Raw genomic sequence first — 20,016 nt, forward strand, 5'->3', positions numbered from 1 at the left:
CCTATTGCGAGGACTCCTTGAGCGAACATCTCCGCCTTTCGGGCGTATCCCATGGCTACGGGGACCGCCAGCTGTTTGCCGACGTCGACCTTGCCATCACAGCCGGCGAACATGTCGCGATCGTGGGCGAAAACGGCGCGGGCAAATCCACGCTGCTCCGGATTCTGGCCGGGCTCGAGACCCCGGACGAGGGCACCGCCGTCCACCGCGGCCGCGTGGGCTATCTTGCCCAGACCCTCGGCCTGCCGGATCAGTTCACCGTGAGCAACGCGATCGACGCCGCACTGGCATCCCTGCGCGAAATGGAAGCCGAACTGGACCGTCTCGAGGACGGGCTCGCCGACGCGGAAGCGGACGAACTGGAGCGCTACGGCGACCTGCAGACGCAATACCAGCTCAGGGAAGGCTACGCCGCGGAATCCCGGGTGGAGGCGGCGCTGGACCGGCTGGGCCTGGGCGGGCTGGACCGGATGAGGATATTGGGCTCGCTCTCCGGCGGGGAACAGGAACGCGTGGCGCTCGCCTGCGTGATGGCAGATCCCGCGGACATCCTCCTGCTGGACGAACCCACCAACCACCTTGACACCAGCGGGACGGCCTGGCTGGAGGCGCGGCTGGCGGCGCACCGCGGAACCGTTGTGGTGGTCTCCCATGACCGGGTCCTGCTGCGCAAAGTTGCCTCAACCGTGATCGAAGTGGACGCCGAACGCCGGACGGTCAACCGCTACGGCAACGGCTACGAAGGCTACCTGCGGGAGAAAGCCGCAGAACGCCAGCGCTGGGCGCAGCAGTACCGCGGGTGGCTGGACGCGATGGAGGCCGAGCGGCTCCAGGCGGACACGGTCGCCGGGAAGATGGGTTACGCCCGCCAGCGCGACAACGACAAAATGGGGTTCGACTTCAAGGCCGGCACCTGGCAGAAGGCAGCCTCCAGCAAGGTCCGCAATGCCCAGGAGCGCCTCCGCAGGCTGGAGGAAAACCCCATCGACCGTCCGCCGGTGCCGCTGAAGCTGGCGGCGGACCTGCGGGCGGATGTTGCCACGGGACCCGCTCTTGAAGCCCGGGGAGTGGCGGCGCCCGGACGCCTGGAACCGACCAGCCTCACGGTGGAGGCGGGCCAGAAGATCCTCATCACCGGCCCCAATGGTGCCGGCAAGTCCACATTGCTCTCGGTCCTCGCGGGCACGCTGGAGCCGGCCCAGGGCACCGTGGTCAGGCACGGCCGGATCGGCTACCTGCAGCAGGAACTGGAGCTCCCACAGCGTCCGGGCCTGCGTCTCCTGCCGGCATTTGCCGCGGGCCTGGGAGGCAACATCGATGAGCACGCCGAAGCGCTGCTGCGCCTGGGGCTCTTCCGGACCAGCGAATTCCACGTCCCGGTGGGAAGCCTGTCCGCAGGACAACAACGCAGGCTGACGCTTGCCCGGCTCTTGCTGGGCGGATTCGGCACGATGCTCGTCGATGAGCCAACCAACCACCTGGCGCCCGTCCTGGTGGAACAGCTCGAATCGGCTCTTTCGGAGTTCGCAGGGACGCTGGTCATGGTCAGCCACGACCGCGCGCTGGGGGAATGGTTCGACACCTGCGCCCGCGAAAACAGCACCGGGATCCGCGCCGGGGGCGGCGCCAAGACCGCCGCTGGGTCCGGCGCCCAGACCCGCGCCGGGTCCGCCACTCAGGCCGGGAACTGGCTCCGGTATGCCATGCAGGACGGCGCCCTGGCCTAGCAGGCGGCCCGCTGCCGGCCCAGCTGATCGCGTTACTGACGGCCCAACTGACCGATGCGTCAGGACCTGGCGGACTGGAATCGAATATTATTCGGTAAGTCCGCCAGAATGACATCACTAATTAGGAAGATACACCGCATGGTGTTGCCCGCGTCACCAAAGACCCCCAAAAGCTAGTACGATGGATGAGCCGCGCGAGCTTCGACACTTGTGAGGTTCGGTACATGCTTTGGCCCCCACAAGGGGCTCTGGCCCGAATTTTGTGTACTTGAACCCACGGTCACTTCACGGCCATACCCCGCGACCTACAAGGAAACACCTGTGCCATCACCTACGCCCACAGAACTTAAGAGCGCACCGGCGCAACCCGCCGTCGTCGACTCGACCCTCAGCGCCGAGGGCTACGCGAAATCCCTGAGCGGCCGCCAGGTCACCATGATCGCTATGGGCGGCGCCATCGGCGTCGGCCTCTTCATGGGTGCCGGCGGGCGCCTGGCCTCCACCGGCCCCGCGCTGATCTTCTCCTACGCCATTGCCGGCGTCATCGCTTACCTGCTGATGCGCGCCCTGGGCGAACTCATCATGTACCGCCAGACGTCGGGCTCGTTCGTCAGCTACGCCGGCGAAATGTTCGGCAAAAAGGGCGCCTATGTGTCCGGCTGGATGTACTTCATCAACTGGGCCATGACCGGCATCGCCGAGCTCATCGCGATCGGACTTTACTTCCAGTTCTTCTTCCCCAACGTGCCGGTCGAGCTGTCCGCGATCGCGGCGCTGCTGCTGCTCGTGGGCGTGAACCTCATGAGCGTCAAGGCGTTCGGCGAATTCGAATTCTGGGCCTCCTGCCTCAAGGTCGGAGCCATCCTCATCTTCCTGGCCGTGGGTACCTTCATGGTCATCACCAACGCCCAGGTGGGCGACGGCAACGCCTCGGTCAACAACCTGTTCGCCGCCGAAGGGGGAATGTTCCCCAAGGGTGCGCTGGTCATGATCCTGGTCCTGAACGCCGTGATCTTCGCCTACAACGGCATTGAGCTCGTTGGCATCACCGCCGGCGAAATGCAGGACCCGGCCAAGGAAGTTCCCAAGGCCATCCGCGCCGTCGTCTTCCGCATCGTCGTGTTCTACGTCGGCTCCGTCACCCTCCTGGCGATGCTGCTGCCCTCGGACCAGTACGTCGCCGGCACCTCGCCGTTCGTCACCGTGTTCGGACAGATGGGCCTCGGCTGGATGGGCGATGTGATGAACATGATCGTCATCACCGCCGCGCTGTCCTCCTGCAACTCGGGCCTGTACTCGATCGGCCGGATCTTCCGCACCATGGCCAACAATGGACATGCTCCCGAGTGGCTGACCAAGATGTCCAAGAGCCACGTGCCGTACGCGGCCATCCTGGCCATCGGCGGGGTCTACCTCGTCGGCATCCTCCTCAACATCTGGCTCGGCGGCTCGCACGCCTTCGACCTGGCGCTCAACTCCGCGTCGATCGGCGTGATCTTCACCTGGGGCGCCATCTTCGCCAGCCAGATCGCGCTGCGCAAGACCAAGGGCAAGGTCTCGTCCTTGCCCGCGCCCGGCGGAACCTGGACCAGCTGGGCCGGCCTGATTGCCTTGCTGCTCATTACGGTGCTGATCGGTTTCGACACCATGACCAGCAAGACCGGCGAGGTATTCCACCTCGGCCTCTGGACCCTGGCGACCATCCCGTTCTTCGCGCTCCTGCTGTGGCTCGGCTGGCACAAGGTCAAGAACAACGAACCGAAGAACGCTCTCTTCAACTAACCGCTACAGGCAACATCCCAAGCGGTCGACGACGGCGGGCCTCCAGTGCGGAGGCCCGCCGTTGTTGGGTTAACCAGGCCTCGCGTTCGCCTTCGCGTCCGCGTGACGCCGGCGCCGCACCCGGGGTAGCCGTGGCCGCAGGCTCGCCCATCTGCTTAGGGCAGCCGTGCCACCGACCGCGCCCATCTGACGGGAATGGCCGCTAAACGTGCTGGTTTAGCGGCCAATTGTGGTGAATCGGCGAGGCAGGGCTGCTGTCCAGCGTGGGTTAGCGGCCATTCGTGGTGAATGGGCGAGGCCGGGCTGCTGTCCAGCGTGGGTTAGCGGCCATTCGTGGTGAATGGGCGAGGCCGGGCTGCTGTCCAGCGTGGTTTAGCGGCCATTTGTGGTGAATGGGCGAGGCAGGGCTGCGGTCCAGCGTGGGTTAGCGGCCATTTGTGGTGAATGGGCGGCCTTGGACGCGCCGCAGCGCCTTGGCCTCGCCAAGGAAGCACCGATCTGACGAGTACGGCCGCTATCCGGGGCGGTTTAGCGGCCATATGTGGCGAATCGGTGGGCCCGGCCACGATCGTGAGCTGGTTTAGCGGCCATATGTGGCGAATCGACGGATCCCGGGCACACGAAAGCGGCGGCGGACATCCCCCAAAGGAAAGCCCGCCGCCGCTTTCTGTGAAGACTAATCCTTCTTGAAGGCGTCCTTGGTGTTCTCGCCGACCTTCTTGGCGTCTGCGACGACCTGGTCCTTCTGGCCCTCGGCGCGCAACTGGTCGTTGTTCGTGGCGTTGCCAGTAGCTTCCTTGGCCTTGCCGCCGAGGTGCTCTGCTTCGTTCTGAATCTTGTCTCCGATACCCATGGTGCAAACACCTTTCGTTTCCGGTTGAAATTCAACGTTTATTCACCATAACACAAAGCATGCTTACTAAATCAAGAGGGCATCAAGAGGGCATCAAGAGGGCATCGAGGGGGCATCCGTGCCGGCGGGATGAAATCTGCGGCAGCGCCGGGCTAGGCTCGATGCCATGGACCACAAAATCAGCCTGACCCAGCATGTCAACGCCCCGGCGGACAAGGTCTGGGCGGTCATTTCCGACATTCCCGGTTCAGCCGCAACCCTCTCCGGCATCGATGCGATCCAACTGCTCAGCGACGGACCCTACGGCGAGGGAACGCGCTGGAAGGAAACCCGCACCATGATGGGCAAGTCAGAAACCGTGGAAATGTGGGTCTCCCAGGCCGACCCGCCCCGGAGCACCACGGTGAAGGCGCTGCAGGGCGGGGCGGACTACACCTCACGCTTCACGCTGGCCGATCGCGACGGCGGCACGGATCTGACGCTGACCTTCGGCGCTGAGCTCCAGAATCCCTCCCGGATGACCAGGCTGGCGATGGCACTCTTCGGAAAACTGGGCATGCGCATCACCCGCAAGGCCCTCGCCAAGGACCTGGCAGAAATCGCGGCCAAAGCCGAGTCGCTCTAGTGGCGCGGGGCACCGCAGCGTCCAAGGCCCCGAAGGTCACCGCGCCTCGGCTCAGCCCGGTCCGGCTGGCGGAGCTTCGGGACGATCCGTCCCCTGAGTTCCAGTCAGGGGAGAGGTACGACGGCTTTCGGTACAGCAGGGCATCGGCCGACGGGCTGGAACTTGCCGGCACCGACTTCGCCGAGTGCGACTTCCAGGGCGTGTCCTTCAACGAGACCCAGCTGCGCGGTGCCACGTTCCGGGACTGCATCCTGGCCGAGGTGTACGCCCCCGTGTTCATGGCCGCCCGGAGCACCCTGCGCGACGTCGAGATCGGCAACCCCCGCTGGGGTTCCGCGGAACTCTACGAAAGCGGATGGCAGTCCGTCAGGATCGACGGCGGGAAGCTCGACTACGTAAACCTCCGCGGTTCCAAGCTCACGGACGTGCAGATCAGCGACTGCATCATCAGCGAACTGGACCTGGGTTCCTGCGCGGCGACCCGGGTGGCGCTGAAGAACTGCACCATCGGCACCCTCGACGTCGCCGGCGCCAGGCTCAAGGACTTTGACATCCGGGGCACCGACTTCCGCGCCATCAGCGGTCTGGAAAGTCTCGCCGGCCTGGTGATCGACGACTACCAGCTCGGCCTGCTGGCCCCGCTCATGGCGAGCCATCTCGGCGTCGTTGTCGCGTAATCCGGCGGGGATTTGATTGACCCCCTTGCCGCGCCGTGTAATCTTTATAGAACGAACGGTCGGTAAATTGGCGCACCAGCGGGTCGAACGTGGATGCCGCGGCCGATGAGAGTTCTTTCGATGACAGATTCGATGACAGAGACGTTTATCGCGTGAAGGGTGTACCCATGGCATCACCAGCAGCAGGACCACAGGCATTTCTCGTAGGCGGAGCCCGCACCGCGGTGGGCCGCTACGGCGGGGCACTCTCCGCGGTCCGACCCGATGACCTGGCCGCCCTGGTGGTCCGCGAGGCCGTGGCCCGGGCCGGGCTGGACCCCAACAGCATCGACGAGGTCATCCTCGGCAACGCCAACGGCGCCGGCGAGGAAAACCGCAACGTCGCCCGGATGGCCACCGTCCTGGCCGGTCTCCCGCTGCACATCCCCGGCATCACCGTGAACCGGCTCTGCTCCTCCGGCCTGAGCGCCATCATTATGGCCAGCCAGATGATCAAGTCCGGAGCCGCGGACATCGTGATCGCCGGCGGCGTGGAATCCATGAGCCGCGCCCCCTGGGTCCAGGAGAAGCCCCGGACCGCCTTCGCCAAGCCGGGCGAAATCTTCGACACCTCCATCGGCTGGCGCTTCGTGAACCCGCTGTTCCAGAAGGGCGAGCTCTCCCGGGGCGGGAAGATGACCTACTCGATGCCGGAAACGGCCGAGGAAGTCGCCCGCGTGGACGGCATCACCCGCGAGGACGCCGACGCCTTCGCCGTCCGCTCCCACGAACGCTCCCTCGCGGCGATCGCCGCCGGCCGCTTCGCCGATGAGATCGTCCCGGTCACCGTCAAGACCCGCAAGGGCGAAACCGTCGTCGACACCGATGAGGGCCCGCGCGCCGGCACCACCATGGACGTCCTCGCAGCGCTCCGCCCCGTCGTCGGCGGCGGCTCGGTGGTCACGGCCGGAAACTCCTCCACCCTCAACGACGGTGCCTCCGCCATCATCGTCGCCTCCGAAGCGGCCATCGAGCGGCTCGGCCTCACGCCGCGCGCCCGGATCGTCGACGGCGCCTCCGCCGGCTGTGAACCCGAAATCATGGGCATCGGCCCGGTCCCGGCCACCCAGAAGGTGCTCGCGCGGACCGGTCTCAGCGTTGGCGACATCGGCGCCGTCGAACTCAACGAAGCCTTCGCCACCCAGTCGCTCGCCACGATGCGCCGGCTCGGCCTGGACCCCGAGATCGTCAACCGCGACGGCGGCGCGATCTCCCTGGGGCACCCGCTGGGTTCGTCCGGCTCACGGCTCGCGATCACCCTGCTGGGCCGGATGGAGCGCGAGGACGCCCGGATTGGCCTCGCCACCATGTGCATCGGCGTCGGCCAGGGCACCGCGATGCTGCTGGAGCGCGTGTAGTGGCGGCCGCCGCGACGGGGTTGGACCCGCAGGATTTCCGCACTCTGCTGCTCGAGGAGCGCGAGGACCGGCTGGTCGTGCTCCTCAACCGGCCTGAGGTCCGCAACGCGATCGACCAGCAGATGGTCGACGAGCTGCACGCCGTCTGCGCCGCGCTGGAGCAGACGCCGAAGGTGCTCATCATCGCCGGCACGGAGGGCGTCTTCGCCTCCGGGGCAGACATCGGACAGCTGCGCGAACGCCGCCGCAACGACGCCCTCCAGGGCATTAACTCCACCATCTTCGTGCGCATCGCCAAGCTGCCGATGCCGGTCATCGCGGCCTTGGACGGCTTCTGCCTGGGCGGCGGCGCCGAACTGGCGTACGCCGCGGACTTCCGGATCGGCACGCCGTCGGTACGGATCGGCAACCCGGAGACCGGCCTCGGCATCCTCGCCGCAGCCGGTGCGAGCTGGCGGCTGAAGGAGCTCGTGGGGGAGCCGGTGGCCAAGGAAATCCTGCTGGCCGGGACCGTCCTGCGCGCCGACCGGGCCCTCGCCGTCAACCTCATTACCGAGATCCACGAGGCACCCGAACTGATGGCGGCCGCGCACGCCCTCGCCGACAGGATCGCCAGCCAGGATCCCCTCGCGGTCCGGATCACCAAGTCGGTGTTCCACGCGCCCGCCGAGGCGCACCCGCTGATCGACCAGCTGGCCCAGGGGATCCTCTTTGAATCCCAGGCCAAGTTCGACCGCATGCAGGCTTTCCTCGATCGGAAGTCTGAAAAGAAGTCAGCCAAGAAGTCCGAGCAGGATTCAGACCGGAAGAAGAACTGAAGATGAGCAACTCCGTACTTCCCGCGAACCTTCCCGCCACCGTCGGCGTCCTGGGCGGCGGCCGGATGGGCGCCGGCATCGCGCACGCCTTCCTGATCAACGGCGCCAACGTCCTCGTCGTCGAACGCGACGAGGAGTCGGCCGAGGCGGCCCGGGAGCGGGTGGAATCCGCGGCGGCCAAGAGCATCGAGCGCGGCGCCACGGACGGCAACCTGGACGAGATGGTTTCGCGGCTCGCGGTTACGGTGGATTACGACGACTTCAAGGACCGCCAGCTGGTTATCGAGGCCGTCCCGGAAGACTGGGACCTGAAGGTCGCCTCGCTGCGGGGGATCGAGGAACGCCTCGCCGACGACGCCTACCTCGCCTCCAACACCTCCTCCATCTCGGTCAACGCGCTGGCCCGCGAGCTGCAGCGCCCGCAGAACTTCCTGGGCCTGCACTTCTTCAACCCGGTGCCGGCATCCACCCTGATCGAGGTCGTCCTCGGCGAGCACACCTCGGAGCAGCTGGCCCAGGCGGCCCGCGGCTGGGTCGCAGCGCTGGGCAAGACCGCCGTCGTCGTCAATGACGCCCCCGGGTTCGCGTCCTCACGGCTGGGCGTCGCGATTGCCCTCGAGGCGATGCGCATGGTGGAGGAGGGCGTGGCGTCCGCGGAGGACATCGACAACGCCATGGTCCTGGGCTACAAGCACCCCACCGGACCTTTGCGCACCACGGATATCGTGGGCCTGGACGTCCGCCTCGGCATCGCCGAATACCTCGCCTCCACCCTGGGCGAGCGCTTCGCCCCGCCGCGGATCCTGCGCGACAAGGTGGCCCGCGGCGAACTCGGGCGCAAGTCCGGCAAGGGGTTCTTCGACTGGACTGACTGAGGCAAGCGAGCCTAGTCGAGGATCCCGACGATGTAGCCGACAAAGAAGAGCGCCACTAGAAGCACCACCAGGGCGATCATGATAATCCATAGGTACTGGACCCAGCCGCGGTCCTCGCGGATCCGCGGTCCCTGCGGCCCCACCGAGCTCCCCTCCGCCGGTGGTGTTTCACCGGGCGGCACGCCGCCGCCCGGCTCGAGGCCGGTGAGGTTGTTCTCAAGGGGATCCGGATTTTGGGATGTCATGGTGTGCTCCTGTTCCGACAGCGCTGCTACAGCGATGTCTGGGAGTCGAGGGTCTTTTTCATTCCGTCCATGGCGGGGCCGGCCAGGGAGCGGAACGCCGGCCGGACAAAGGGTTCGGCGATCTTGAGCCATCCCTTGAGCTGGAACTCTGCCGTGTACTTCACCTCGGAGCCCGTCCCTGCCGGCGAGACGTCGATGGTGTCCACGGAGATCACCGATTTGTTCTCGCCGCGCAGCGTGATCCGGCTTGCGGTCAGTTCAATCACCTCGTAGGTCAGCGCCTGGCGTTTGCCCCGGAACTCGGCTTCGGCGTGGTACCGGTGCCCGACGGCGACCGGTCCTTCGGAGAGCTTGTTCACCACGGGGGTCCCGGGGTCCCACTCCGGGGTGTGCTCGAACGCTGACAGGTAGTCGAAGGCCCTGGCGGGCTCGAGGGCGGAGTGGACGGTGCCGGTAACTGTGATCATGGACCCAGCCTAACCAGCCCGCCGTGGCACCGGAACCGTGCCCGGGAAAACGGCACAGCCGCCCGCCATCGCGCCCGCCTAGGATGGTCGTGTGACTTCCCTGGACCGGCCCGCGATCGCCCCTATCACCCTGACCGGCAAATACGTCGTCCTCGAGCCGCTGAGCCCGGACCACCACGACGGCCTCGTCGAGGCGGCCCGCGACGGGGAACTGTGGCACCTCTGGTACACCAGCGTGCCCGCCCCGGAGCAGATGGCCGCCGAGATTGAGCGCCGGCTGGCCCTGCAGGACAGCGGATCCATGCTGCCCTTCACGACGCGGCTGATTGACCCCGCCACCGGCGGACCGGGACGCGTGATCGGCATGACCACCTACATGAACATCGACGCCGCCACGCCGCGGGTGGAGATCGGCTCCACCTGGAACGCGGCGTCCGTGCAGGGCAGCGGCAGCAACCCGGACTCCAAGTTGCTGCTGCTGCGGCACGCCTTCGAAACGCTGGGCTGCCCCGCCGTCGAGTTCCGGACCCACTGGCTGAACCACCAGTCCCGCGAGGCGATCGCGCGGCTGGGCGCCAAACAGGACGGTGTGCTCCGCAGCCACACCCGCAGCAGCGACGGCGCGCTGCGGGACACCGTGGTGTATTCCATCCTGGAACACGAGTGGCCGATGGTCCGGAACGCGCTGGAATCCAGGCTGGCCAAGCGACGCTAAGCGTCGGCGGGCTGGCCAGCCTGGACTAAGCGGCGCTAGGCCTGGCTAGGGAGCCGAATATGCCCCGGCCGCGCTCATCGACGTGTAGTACGCCTCGTAACCCTCAGCGTTCGGGTGGAAGTTGTCGGGACTGCCCAGGTCGGCCAGGTTGAGATTGATCCACGGGTCCGCCGAGTTGATGCCGTGGCCGGCGAACGCGGCCCGGACGTCGACGTACTCCGCTCCGGTGGCCCCGGCAGCGGCGGCAATGGAGCCGTTCAGCCCGTCAGCCAGCAAAGTGGCCTTGTAGATGAACACGGACATCGGATCGGTCTGGCCTGCGGCGACCGGATCGTAGAGGTACGGGTAGCCGGTCACCACGATCTCGGCGTTCGGCGCAGCAGCCTTCACACTCTGAATCATCGCCATCACGTCACCGGCCAGTCTTTGGCTGGTGATCTCGCCCGCGGCGAAGGCGCTGGCAGCATCGCACGCCGGGGCGGCGGTCGGATCGACTATGGCCGCGCCGCAGGCCGTGATGATAGCCCCAAACCCGAGGTTATTGCCGCCGGCCGTGATGGTCACCAGCTCCGTGCTCTTGTTCAGCCGCTCCAGCTGGGTGCTGACGACTTCCTGGGTGGTCTTGCCGCTGCAGGCCGCGTTGGTGACCAGCTTGATGGCCTTGGTGTCAGCCGCGAGTTCTGAATAGGTGTTCTCGCTGCGGTAGCAATTATCCAGGTACGGTCCCGCTCCCTGCCCGGCGGCAAAGGAGTCCCCGAGCGCGATGTACTTGGTCTTGTCCACGGCCTGCGCCGGGACCGCCGCGAGACCGGCCGCCATGGCCAGGGTGGCGAGACCGGCAGCCAAAGCCGTTCGCCGGCGTCGAAGTTTCAGAGTTCCCATGGTGTTTCCCCTCAGTAGCACACTGGTTCAGCGCCCCGTGCCGTGCTGAAGTGTCAGTCCCGGCGGCGGGAGAGCCGAAAAAAGAGCCCGGCGGCTACCGGGTTCACCGTCACCCTACTCGGCAGCCTCAACCCCAGACCATGCCAATGGTCCCGTTGTGGGGAACTTTCGGAAATCCGGCCCGTGGATTGGCGCCGGGCCGTGTGCTTAGCTGTCAGAATGACGATCCCCGCTGGACCCGGTGGCCCAGCCACAGCCAGGACGCTGCCCGGAGCCATGGGCTGGGACGGGGCGGTCAACGCCTGGCACGTCGCCGGCAGTGTGTTCCGGATGGGACGCCGCGAGTGGCTCACCGACGCCGGCTGGCAGCAGGCGTACGACGGCGGCATCCGGACGGTGATTGACCTCCGCAACCCGGACGAGATCCGCCGCCGGGATACCGATCCGCGGGTGAGCACCGAGATCCTGGCGGCGTTCGACGTCGTGCACGCCCCCACCGAGGACCCCGGCAACAGCGAATTCCGTGAGCTCTGCGTTCCCTACCTGAACGATCCGGCGTCGTACGCGGACAATGCGCGGATCTTTCCGGAGAAGCTCGCCGGGGTCTTCAAGGCCGTGGCCGAGGCGCGCGGCGGCGTTGTGATCCATTGCTCGGCCGGCCGGGACCGCAGCGGGATGATCGCGGCCATGCTCCAGGACCTCGCCGGGGCGGGTGAGGACGCCATTGCCGGCGGCTACGAGCGGGCTGCAAGGGGCATCAACGAACACCACCGCGTGTCGGGGGTCCCGCATCCGCATGAACGGTATCTGCCCGAGGAAGTTCTCGCGCCGCTGCTTGAGACGCGGCGGGAAAGCCTGCTGCGGTTCGTGCGGCACGTGCGGACCGGGGAGTTCCTGCGCCGCAATGGGGTGACGGACCCGGAGGTGACGGCCATTCTGGCCAAATTGGGGCGCTAGAGTAACCGGGTGATGACACCGAAGTTTCAGCTGACTGTGCGGGCGGTGGCGGCTGCCGCCCTCGCGCTCGCGGGCTCGTTCCAGGCCGTTCCTGCACTGGCCGAAGCCGGGGGACCGGAACCCGTGTCGGCAGCTTCGCCGTCGGCACCGGCCGCCACGACGGCGCCGGTTGAGTCGTCGGCACCGGCCGCCACGACGGCGCCGGTTGAGTCGTCGACGGCGGGCCCCGCAATCAGCGACGTCGGACTGGCGGAAGCCATCCGGCGCGACCTGGGTATGACCTTGGAGGAGTTCAATGCCGCGGGCCAGCTGGCCAGGACCGCCGCCGACGCCCTCCCTTCCCTGCAGAAGCTCCCCGGTTATCTGGGCATCAGCCTCCGGGACAAAAAAATCCTCGTCGAAGGCAGCGGCGCCGGGCTGATGGCCCGGGTAGATGAACTGAACGCATCCGGAAGCGCGGCCGTGTTCGTCCTCGGGGCGCCGGCAGCTGACGCGGCCAGTCCTGCCGTTGACCCCTCGGCTCCTCCGGCCGATGCACCCCCCGCGGCGCCCTCCGCGGTGCCCTCGGTTGCTGAGCTGCTCGCATCCAGCACGGAGCAGCTGTTCCAGGCGTACGTCCGCGAGGTGGGGCCGGCCGGACTGCAGGCCGTCGCCTACTCCGGGGGGAACTTCATTATCCGCACCGGCGGGACAAACAGCGCCGAAGCAACCCTGACCCAGGCTCCGGACCAGGCAACCGACCCGGCGGTCGCCCCGGACCAGCACGCGGCCGCGGCCCCCGAGCCCGGGAAGATCTCCCCGGCTGACTTCGTGTCCCGGTACGCCAACGTCCAGCTGGAGAAGGGGTCCCCGGTCACCACCGAAGCGGACGTTTTCGGCGGGGAAGGCGTCGCCATTGACCGGCGGACCATTTGCTCGACGGGATTTGGCGCCTTCAGCGCAGCGGGACTTCCGGTCGTGCTGACGGCAGGGCACTGCGCCGAAGACGGCACGGCACGGATCGCCGAGCTGGAGCCGCCGGCCTCCGCCACGGCGGGCGGGGCGGCACCCCTGCCCCGCACGCTCGCCCCGCTCGGCAGCTTCGGTTTCAGCCAGTTCGGCGGGCCCCTCAATTCCTGGATCACCGGAACCGAAGACGCCCCCGGCAACGTCGGCACGGACATTGCCGTAATCGAGGCTCTCGACGGCGGAGTGAACCTGCAGCCGGCCGCGAGCACCTGGGCCAACGCAGCGAACCCCGGCGCCACCGCGGTGAAGATTATTGGTACGGTTGCCCCGTTCCAGGGCCAGGAGGTGTGCCGCTCCGGGCGGACCGAGGGCTGGTCCTGCGGCCAGGTGGAGGAAACCGGCATCTACGTGGTGGGCGGACGAACCACCGCAGCCGCGGACCTGCGCGCCTTCCGCGGCTTCCTGTCCAAGAACGTCCAGTCCCGCGGAGGAGACTCCGGCGGACCCTGGATCAGCGGCAATTTCGCCGTGGGCACCCATTCGGCCGGGGAGACGTCCGGCGAGAACTTTGCCATCGCCGCCAACCTCGAGGACGCCCTCACCAAAATCCCCACTGCCGTGCAGCTACAGCTGTTCCTGAACAAGCCCAAGCTCGCGGCGCCGGAAGGCCTGGCCGTCCTGGCGGGCCAACCCATCACGGGCCGGGTCCCGGCGGCTCCGGCGTCGGCCGTTGCCGCCGACTCGAAAGTCCGCATCACCATTGCGAAGCAATCTGACCCGGACACTGATCAGGAAACGGTGGAAGTGCCGGTCGACGCCGACGGCAACTGGGCTTTCCCCGCACCCGGGAGCAACGGCCCGCTGAAGTTCACGGCGGAGACGGTGAACGGATTCAGCCGCTCGGGCGCAGTTTCCCTGGCCGTCGAGGTGACCGAGCTGGACGCACCTGTGATCTCGTCACCGGACGAGGGAGCGGTGCTGAAGACACCCACCCGCATCGACGGCACCGGTACCCCCGGACTTACCGTGAAACTTACGGGCGACATCACCGGCACCGCAGTCGTCGCGGCGGACGGCACATGGACCATTCCGGTCGAGGGAGCCGCAACCGGCCCGCTCACTGTCCGCGCCGTCCAGACATCCCCTGGCACGGTGGACAGCCCGCCCGTCGTCCGGAACTTCACCGTCGTCGTCCCGGCCGAGCCGGTCGAGCCGGTCGATCCGGTTGTGCCTGTGGAGCCGGTCGAGCCGGTCGAGCCGTCCGAGCCTGTGACACCGGCGGAGCCCGCGACCCCGGTGCGTCCAGCAGGCGCAAGCCAGCCGCCTGCCGCCTCCGGCGAACTGCCGGACACCGGTGCCGGTTCGCTCCTGCCGGCGGCGGGACTTGCCGGCGGCGCGATCCTGCTCGGCGGTGTCCTGCTGGCCGCCACACGGCGCCGCGCAACCCGCTAACTACCGCCGCGCGGCGCCGGCGGAGCTATCCAGCTTCCGCACGGCGCCGGGCGGCCCGCTCACTGCCGCTAACTATCCCCGCTACTGGAAGTCAGCCAGCCAGAGGTCCGGGCCAAACACCTCGTACTGGATATCCTTCGCCGGAACCCCGCCGGCCACCAGCGCGCTCCGGACGGACTTCAGGAACGGCAGGGGACCGCAGAGGTAGTACTCGGCGTCGTCGGGGAGATCCACCGCGCCGACATCCATGAAGCCGGAGAACTCGGATCCGGACGCTGTGCCGCCCACGGTGGGATTCAGGAACCATGTCTTCAGCGACCCGTCCGGCAAGGCGCCCAGATCCTCCCGGACCTGCCCCCGGAGCGGGAAGGACTCCTCGCTGTCATCCGCATGCAGCAGCATCACCTGCCGCTGGGAGCCGGACTTGACGAGGTGCGAGAGCATGCCGGCCATCGGGGTGATCCCGATCCCCGCGCTGGCCAGGACCAGGGGCCGGTCCGTGTACTCCATGACCACATCGCCGAAGGGCGCTGAGAGCACCACCTCGTCGCCCACCCGGACCTCGTTGTGCAGCAGATTGGACATCTCGCCGTCGGGAGTCCCGAGCCCGTGGACCCGTTTCACCGCGAACTGGCGGTGCTGACCGTCGTCGGCCTTTGTCAGGCTGTACTGCCGGGGCTGGTGGACGCCGTCGTGCATCACCATCTTGATCGTTACGTACTGCCCCGGCAGGGACGGCTTGACCTCGCGCTCATCAACCCGCTCCACCACGAACCGGACCACGTCGTCCGACTCCTGGATCCGCTCCGCCACCCGCCAGGTCCGCCAGATCGTGGCCGGGGTGAGGTGCACCGCGTTGTACAGCCCGCGTTCCTTATTGATGAGCAGGTTCGCCATCAGCCAGTAGACCTCGTCCCAGGCTGCGGCGACCTCGGGTGTGACGGCATCCCCCAGCACATCCACGATGGCCCACATCAGATGGTCGTGGACAATCTGGTACTGGTCCGGGCTGAGCCCCAGCGAGACGTGTTTGTGGGCGACCCGGGACAGCAGGTGGTCCGGGACCTGGTCCACGTTGTTCACAAGCAGCCCGGCGAACGCCGCGATGGAACCGGCAAGTGCCTGCTGCTGGCGGCCGTCAGCCTGGTTCCCCCGGTTGAAGAGCCCATCCAGGAGGTCCGGCCGCGCCTCGAACATGTGTTTGTAGAAGCGCTTGGCGATCTCCTCGATGTGCTCGCCGACGACGGGCAGCGTGGCCTTGATGACGGGAAGTGAAGTGTCTGAAAGCATGGTGGATCCCTTCCGGTGAAACCGGTTTTACCCAGCGGTGTCGGGTGAATCAGCACTTCCAAGCTAACAGTCACGGGGCGGGGCCTTCCGGGTCCATCGGCCCTACAGCTATGGGCAGGATGGGTGTAGGTGAGCCCAGCAGCGCATCCCTTGCCGGATGCGCTGCTGGGCGGGTGCGCTTGTCAGGACCGGGCCAGCGCCTCAGCCGTCATTATCGGATCAGTGGCGGTCGTGGCCGCGCCACTTGGCCGAGTCGACCACCTGGACCGCCACGTCGAGGGTGCCGTCCTCCAGGCTGCCCCAGGCGTACACAATCGTGTTCTTGCCCTCCTCGACCGGAACATCCGCCGGGCCGATCAGGGGCTCGGTGGTGCCGGCGGCCGCAACCGAGGCGGACACCGTTCCGGCCCCCAGCGTCAGCACTTCCTGCTCGGGGTTCTCCAGGTCCTCGATGACCGCGGTGTCGCCGGCCAGGACGTCGACGGCGGGCGCCGCCGCCACATGCCGGACGGTCAGCTTGCCATCGCCCTCGGGACTGGGCCGGGTGCTGTTCTTGAACAGGGTGGCGGTGGGGTCTCCGTCGGCATCCAGGTGCGCGACGGCGGTGTAGTTCCTGCCCTCCTTGAGGTGGACCTTGACCGGGCCGATCACCGGATTGTCGGCGCTGGTGGCGTCGGCGGCCGTGATGGCGATCTTGTAGCTGCCGCCCTCGAGCTCCAGCGGGCCCGCGAGCGTGCCGGGCTCGAAGTCGTCCAGGGTGAGCTTGCCGTCCACCCACACATCCACGGTCAGGCCGGGGACGCCGTGCAGGACGGACAGGAGGGCATCGTCGCTGTGGTGCCTGCCGCCGTCGTGCTTCCCGCCGGCCTGGGCAGGGGCGGCGAAGGTGAGCGCCGCCAGCATGGACAGGGCCCCGGCGGCATAAACGGTTTTGCGCATTTCAAACTCCTCGTTGAGTTGCCCGGATCCGGGCGGTGATTTGCTTACACCGTTACTACCGGCCGGGGCGCCCGTTTGGATGCAGCCGGCAGGATTTTCCGACCGAACCCGCAGCCTCCGGCCGTTCTCAGCCCTTGCGGTCCAGCAGCAGGTTGGTGATCCGCAGCGTGCAGAGCCGTTCGCCGGCCTCGTTGTTGATCAGCACCTCGTGGGCGGTGACGGTGCTGCCGAGGTGGATCGGGGTGGCGATGATCGTGATGAGCCCCTCGCGGGCGGACTTGTGGTGGGTGGCGGAGACGTCCACGCCGACGGCGGTCTTGCCCATGGTGCTGGCGTGGATGACCGCGGCCCACGAGCCCACCGCCTCCCCGACCGCCAGCGAGGCGCCGCCGTGCAGCAGCCCGAAGGACTGCCGGTTGCCCTCCACCGGCATGGTGGCGACGACCCGTTCGACGGACTCCTCAACGATCTTCACGCCCATTTTCACGTCGAGTTCGCCGAGGGTGATCTTCCACAGCTCGGTACTGCGCGGCTCGGGCGTCATAACGTCTCCTCTTTGGCCGGAAATCCGGGGGTTCCGGCGGGTCAGTGCTACCGCAGCTAGTGTGCGGCAGGCCTCATTCATGTACTGTAGACATATTACCGAACGGACGGTCAGTAATGCTGGCCGTGTTGATCTTGCCCCTGTTGGAAGGACCCGTCAACGATGACCACCACTGCAACTGCTCCGGAACCCACAGTAGACACTGTTGAGATCGTTCCCAGCTACATCCGGGATTCCTGGTGGACCCCCGCCGCCGGCTCCGCAGCCGGCGCCGCGTCCGTCCTGGACGCCAGCACCGGTGAACTCCTCGCCAAGGTGAGCACCGAGGGACTCGACCTCGCCGCCGTCGTGGATTACGGACGCACCACCGGCCAGGCGGAACTCGGCAAGCTGACCTTCCACCAGCGCGCGCTCAAGCTCAAGGAGCTGGCGCAGTACCTGAACGGCCGCCGCGAGGAGTTCTACGCACTCTCCGCCCAGACCGGCGCCACCAAGATCGACTCGATGGTCGACATCGACGGCGGCATCGGCGTGCTCTTCACCTTCGGCTCCAAGGGCCGGCGCGAACTCCCCAACGCACAGGTGATCGTGGACGGGCCCATGGAGGTGCTGTCCAAGGACGGTTCCTTCGCCGGCGAGCACATCTACACCCGCATCCCCGGCGTCGCCGTGCAGATCAACGCCTTCAACTTCCCGGTGTGGGGCATGCTCGAGAAGCTGGCCCCCGCCTTCATCGCCGGCGTGCCCACAATCGTCAAGCCCGCCACCCCCACCGGCTACGTCACCGCCGCCGTCGTCAAGGCGATCATCGAATCCGGCATCCTGCCCAACGGTTCGCTGCAGCTGATTTCCGGCTCGGTCCGCACCATGCTGGACCACCTCGACTACCGCGACATCGTGGCCTTCACCGGCTCCGCCTCCACCGCCAACACGCTCAAGTCCCACGTCAACGTGGTCAAGGGCGGGGTCCGCTTCACCTCGGAAACCGACTCCCTGAACGCCTCGATCCTGGGCCCGGACGCCGTCAAGGGCACCCCGGAGTTCGACGCCTTCATCAAGTCCCTCGTCACCGAAATGACCGCCAAGGCCGGCCAGAAGTGCACCTCGATCCGCCGGGCCATCGTGCCGAAGGAGCTGGTGCAGGACGTCATCACCGCCGTGGGGGAGCGGATCCAGGAACGTATTGTCCTCGGTGACCCGCGCGCCGAGGGCGTCAACATGGGCGCCCTGGCGTCCCTGGAGCAGCTCGCCGATGTGCGCGCGGCCGTCCAGTCCATGCTCGACGCCGGCGGCGAACTCGCCTACGGCACCCTCGATTCGCCGGAGGTCACCAGCGCGGACGGCACGGTCGGCGTCGTCGACGACGGCGCGTTTATGTCCCCGGTGCTGCTGAGCTGGGCGGATCCGGAAGCCGAGGAGGTCCACTCGCTGGAAGCCTTCGGCCCGGTCTCCTCGGTGATCGGCTACACGGATCTGGCCGACGCCGTCCGCCTCGCCGCCCGCGGTGGCGGCTCGCTCGTCGCCTCGGTCTGCACCAATGACCCCGACGTCGCCCGCGAACTCGTCACCGGCATCGCCGCCCACCACGGCCGCGTGCACATGCTCAACCGCGAGGACGCCCGCAGCTCCACCGGCCACGGCTCCCCGGTCCCGCACCTGGTCCACGGCGGCCCGGGCCGCGCCGGCGGCGGCGAGGAGCTCGGCGGCATCCGCTCCGTGCTGCACCACATGCAGCGCACCGCCATCCAGGGTTCGCCGAACATGCTGACCGCGGTCACGGGCGTCTGGCACACCGGCGCCGACCGCAACTTCACGGTCGAGACCGAAGGCCAGCACCCGTTCCGGAAGCACCTGAGCACCCTGCACATCGGGGACGCCATCCGCTCCGAGCTGCGCGAAGTGACCCTGGACGAGATCACGAAGTTCGCCCACACCACCGGCGACACCTTCTACGCCCACACCAACCAGGAGGCCGCCGAGGCCAACCCGTTCTTCCCCGGCATCGTGGCGCACGGCTACCTGCTGCTGGCCTGGGGCGCCGGGCTGTTCGTGGAGCCCGCCCCGGGACCCGTGCTGGCGAACTACGGCCTGGAGAGCCTGCGCTTCATCACTCCGGTAGCCGCAGGCGATTCCATCCGGGTCACCCTGACCGCCAAGAAGATCACCCCGCGCGAGACCGACGAGTACGGCGAGGTTGCCTGGGACGCCGTCCTGACCAACCAGAACGACGAAATCGTGGCCACCTACGACGTCCTCACCCTCGTGGAGAAATAAGCGCTTCCGGCGCTTGTGGGCTTGGATCTGCAGGCTCTTTCCGCCCCGCTCCGGCGTAAAATTTTCAACGTAGGAGGTGGCGAAATGACCCTAGTTTTGAACAAAGCCACAACAGTCCTGCCGGTCGATGATGTCGAGCGCGCCCACCGCTTCTATGCGGAAACCCTGGGCCTCCCGCTCCGCGGCAAGGCAGACGACGGAAGCGAACTATATGGCAGCGACGGCGGCCCCATGCTGCAGTTGATGCCCGTCAGGGACGGAAAGCATTCCGAGCACACCACCCTGAGTTTTGAAGTCTCCGAGATCGAGCGGACCGTCCGGGAGATGGAAGCCAAGGGCGTCCAGTTCCAGGACTACGACGAGCCGGATCTCAAGACAGAGAACCACATCTGTACAACAGATTCCGAGAAGTGCGCCTGGTTCATGGACACCGAGCACAACATCCTCTGCGTCCACGAGAACATCACCTCGCCGGTGGATTACCAGCTCTAACCGGCAGTCGCGCCCCAAGGAACAGCGCCCCGGCTTCTGTCGGGGCGCTTTTCCGTG

At 67.3% G+C, this 20,016-nt stretch carries 19 protein-coding genes; 12 read left to right on the forward strand and 7 right to left on the reverse strand.

Translation table 11 applies throughout. The features are described 5' to 3' along the window. Nucleotides 1-17: 17 nt before the first annotated feature. Nucleotides 18-1,727: an ABC-F family ATP-binding cassette domain-containing protein gene (locus tag AC50YC_RS00760; protein WP_494951743.1), complete on the forward strand. Its 1,710-nt coding sequence runs from the start codon at nt 18-20 to the stop codon at nt 1,725-1,727. Nucleotides 1,728-2,048: 321 nt separating this feature from the next. Then, on the forward strand, nt 2,049-3,509 hold the full coding sequence (locus AC50YC_RS00765) for an amino acid permease (protein WP_494951744.1): 1,461 nt from the start codon (nt 2,049-2,051) through the stop codon (nt 3,507-3,509). A gap of 676 nt (nt 3,510-4,185) precedes the next feature. Here the strand turns inward: AC50YC_RS00765 and AC50YC_RS00770 are convergent. Next, the gene (locus AC50YC_RS00770) at nt 4,186-4,362 is read right to left on the reverse strand and encodes a CsbD family protein (protein WP_224047463.1); all 177 of its coding nucleotides are present in this window, start codon (nt 4,360-4,362) and stop codon (nt 4,186-4,188) included. A gap of 166 nt (nt 4,363-4,528) precedes the next feature. Here AC50YC_RS00770 and AC50YC_RS00775 point away from each other — a divergent pair, with 166 nt between their 5' ends. From AC50YC_RS00775 to AC50YC_RS00795, 5 genes are all read left to right on the forward strand, one after another. After that, entirely contained in the window at nt 4,529-4,987 is a 459-nt protein-coding gene (locus AC50YC_RS00775) for an SRPBCC family protein (protein ID WP_354173005.1), read from the forward strand. Beyond that, nucleotides 4,987-5,664, forward strand: coding sequence for a pentapeptide repeat-containing protein (locus AC50YC_RS00780; protein WP_494951745.1), 678 nt, complete (start codon nt 4,987-4,989; stop codon nt 5,662-5,664). The genes AC50YC_RS00775 and AC50YC_RS00780 overlap by 1 nt, the downstream gene beginning before the upstream one ends. Before the next feature lie 167 nt (nt 5,665-5,831). Further along, entirely contained in the window at nt 5,832-7,061 is a 1,230-nt protein-coding gene (locus AC50YC_RS00785; protein WP_494951746.1) for a thiolase family protein, read from the forward strand. Further along, nucleotides 7,061-7,879, forward strand: coding sequence for an enoyl-CoA hydratase/isomerase family protein (locus AC50YC_RS00790; protein WP_494951747.1), 819 nt, complete (start codon nt 7,061-7,063; stop codon nt 7,877-7,879). Before AC50YC_RS00785 ends, AC50YC_RS00790 begins: the two co-directional genes overlap by 1 nt. Nucleotides 7,880-7,881: 2 nt before the next feature. Beyond that, nucleotides 7,882-8,754, forward strand: coding sequence for a 3-hydroxyacyl-CoA dehydrogenase family protein (locus AC50YC_RS00795; RefSeq protein WP_494951748.1), 873 nt, complete (start codon nt 7,882-7,884; stop codon nt 8,752-8,754). Between the two features lie 11 nt (nt 8,755-8,765). Here AC50YC_RS00795 and AC50YC_RS00800 read toward each other — a convergent pair whose 3' ends face one another. Next, a complete protein-coding gene (locus tag AC50YC_RS00800) occupies nt 8,766-8,999 on the reverse strand; it encodes a DUF6480 family protein (RefSeq protein ID WP_494951749.1) in 234 nt (77 codons plus the stop codon). A 26-nt stretch (nt 9,000-9,025) separates the two neighbouring features. Beyond that, nucleotides 9,026-9,466 (reverse strand): SRPBCC family protein, encoded by a 441-nt coding sequence (locus AC50YC_RS00805; RefSeq protein ID WP_494951750.1) that lies wholly within the window; start codon nt 9,464-9,466, stop codon nt 9,026-9,028. 91 nt (nt 9,467-9,557) lie between these two features. On the opposite strand from AC50YC_RS00805, the gene AC50YC_RS00810 reads away from it, so the two are divergent. After that, complete coding sequence (locus AC50YC_RS00810; protein WP_494951751.1) at nt 9,558-10,181, forward strand: GNAT family N-acetyltransferase; 624 nt, start codon at nt 9,558-9,560, stop codon at nt 10,179-10,181. Between the two features lie 45 nt (nt 10,182-10,226). On the opposite strand, the gene AC50YC_RS00815 is transcribed toward AC50YC_RS00810, so the two are convergent. Next, entirely contained in the window at nt 10,227-11,063 is an 837-nt protein-coding gene (locus tag AC50YC_RS00815; RefSeq protein WP_494951752.1) for an SGNH/GDSL hydrolase family protein, read from the reverse strand. Between the two features lie 276 nt (nt 11,064-11,339). Here AC50YC_RS00815 and AC50YC_RS00820 point away from each other — a divergent pair, with 276 nt between their 5' ends. Next, entirely contained in the window at nt 11,340-12,020 is a 681-nt protein-coding gene (locus AC50YC_RS00820; protein ID WP_494952160.1) for a tyrosine-protein phosphatase, read from the forward strand. 12 nt (nt 12,021-12,032) lie between these two features. Beyond that, on the forward strand, nt 12,033-14,420 hold the full coding sequence (locus tag AC50YC_RS00825; RefSeq protein ID WP_494951753.1) for a hypothetical protein: 2,388 nt from the start codon (nt 12,033-12,035) through the stop codon (nt 14,418-14,420). Between the two features lie 81 nt (nt 14,421-14,501). Here the strand turns inward: AC50YC_RS00825 and AC50YC_RS00830 are convergent, their stop codons facing one another. The 3 genes from AC50YC_RS00830 to AC50YC_RS00840 all read right to left on the reverse strand — a co-directional run bounded on the left by AC50YC_RS00830 (nt 14,502) and on the right by AC50YC_RS00840 (nt 17,193). Continuing rightward, nucleotides 14,502-15,710: a globin domain-containing protein gene (locus AC50YC_RS00830; protein WP_494951754.1), complete on the reverse strand. Its 1,209-nt coding sequence runs from the start codon at nt 15,708-15,710 to the stop codon at nt 14,502-14,504. A gap of 219 nt (nt 15,711-15,929) precedes the next feature. Beyond that, a complete protein-coding gene (locus AC50YC_RS00835; protein WP_494951755.1) occupies nt 15,930-16,649 on the reverse strand; it encodes a DUF4397 domain-containing protein in 720 nt (239 codons plus the stop codon). A gap of 127 nt (nt 16,650-16,776) precedes the next feature. Next, nucleotides 16,777-17,193 carry a hotdog fold thioesterase gene (locus AC50YC_RS00840; RefSeq protein WP_494951756.1) on the reverse strand — a complete coding sequence of 139 codons (417 nt, stop codon included), beginning with the start codon at nt 17,191-17,193 and terminating at the stop codon, nt 16,777-16,779. 162 nt (nt 17,194-17,355) lie between these two features. Here AC50YC_RS00840 and paaZ point away from each other — a divergent pair, with 162 nt between their 5' ends. Continuing rightward, nucleotides 17,356-19,467 (forward strand): phenylacetic acid degradation bifunctional protein PaaZ, encoded by a 2,112-nt coding sequence (gene paaZ / locus AC50YC_RS00845; protein WP_494951757.1) that lies wholly within the window; start codon nt 17,356-17,358, stop codon nt 19,465-19,467. A gap of 84 nt (nt 19,468-19,551) precedes the next feature. Then, nucleotides 19,552-19,959: a VOC family protein gene (locus AC50YC_RS00850; RefSeq protein WP_494951758.1), complete on the forward strand. Its 408-nt coding sequence runs from the start codon at nt 19,552-19,554 to the stop codon at nt 19,957-19,959. Nucleotides 19,960-20,016: the final 57 nt, after the last annotated feature.

The organism is Pseudarthrobacter sp. MDT1-56, assembly GCF_059383555.1.

What these genes read in the sequence shown, in the direction of transcription:
- AC50YC_RS00800 (WP_494951749.1), bottom strand. Translation starts at nt 8,999, where the DNA reads ATGACATCCCAAAATCCGGATCCCCTTGAGAACAACCTCACCGGCCTC.
- AC50YC_RS00850 (WP_494951758.1), top strand. Translation starts at nt 19,552, where the DNA reads ATGACCCTAGTTTTGAACAAAGCCACAACAGTCCTGCCGGTCGATGAT.
- AC50YC_RS00840 (WP_494951756.1), bottom strand. Translation starts at nt 17,193, where the DNA reads ATGACGCCCGAGCCGCGCAGTACCGAGCTGTGGAAGATCACCCTCGGC.
- AC50YC_RS00805 (WP_494951750.1), bottom strand. Translation starts at nt 9,466, where the DNA reads ATGATCACAGTTACCGGCACCGTCCACTCCGCCCTCGAGCCCGCCAGG.
- paaZ (WP_494951757.1), top strand. Translation starts at nt 17,356, where the DNA reads ATGACCACCACTGCAACTGCTCCGGAACCCACAGTAGACACTGTTGAG.
- AC50YC_RS00775 (WP_354173005.1), top strand. Translation starts at nt 4,529, where the DNA reads ATGGACCACAAAATCAGCCTGACCCAGCATGTCAACGCCCCGGCGGAC.
- AC50YC_RS00815 (WP_494951752.1), bottom strand. Translation starts at nt 11,063, where the DNA reads ATGGGAACTCTGAAACTTCGACGCCGGCGAACGGCTTTGGCTGCCGGT.
- AC50YC_RS00830 (WP_494951754.1), bottom strand. Translation starts at nt 15,710, where the DNA reads ATGCTTTCAGACACTTCACTTCCCGTCATCAAGGCCACGCTGCCCGTC.
- AC50YC_RS00795 (WP_494951748.1), top strand. Translation starts at nt 7,882, where the DNA reads ATGAGCAACTCCGTACTTCCCGCGAACCTTCCCGCCACCGTCGGCGTC.
- AC50YC_RS00770 (WP_224047463.1), bottom strand. Translation starts at nt 4,362, where the DNA reads ATGGGTATCGGAGACAAGATTCAGAACGAAGCAGAGCACCTCGGCGGC.
- AC50YC_RS00820 (WP_494952160.1), top strand. Translation starts at nt 11,340, where the DNA reads ATGGGCTGGGACGGGGCGGTCAACGCCTGGCACGTCGCCGGCAGTGTG.
- AC50YC_RS00835 (WP_494951755.1), bottom strand. Translation starts at nt 16,649, where the DNA reads ATGCGCAAAACCGTTTATGCCGCCGGGGCCCTGTCCATGCTGGCGGCG.
- AC50YC_RS00825 (WP_494951753.1), top strand. Translation starts at nt 12,033, where the DNA reads ATGACACCGAAGTTTCAGCTGACTGTGCGGGCGGTGGCGGCTGCCGCC.
- AC50YC_RS00785 (WP_494951746.1), top strand. Translation starts at nt 5,832, where the DNA reads ATGGCATCACCAGCAGCAGGACCACAGGCATTTCTCGTAGGCGGAGCC.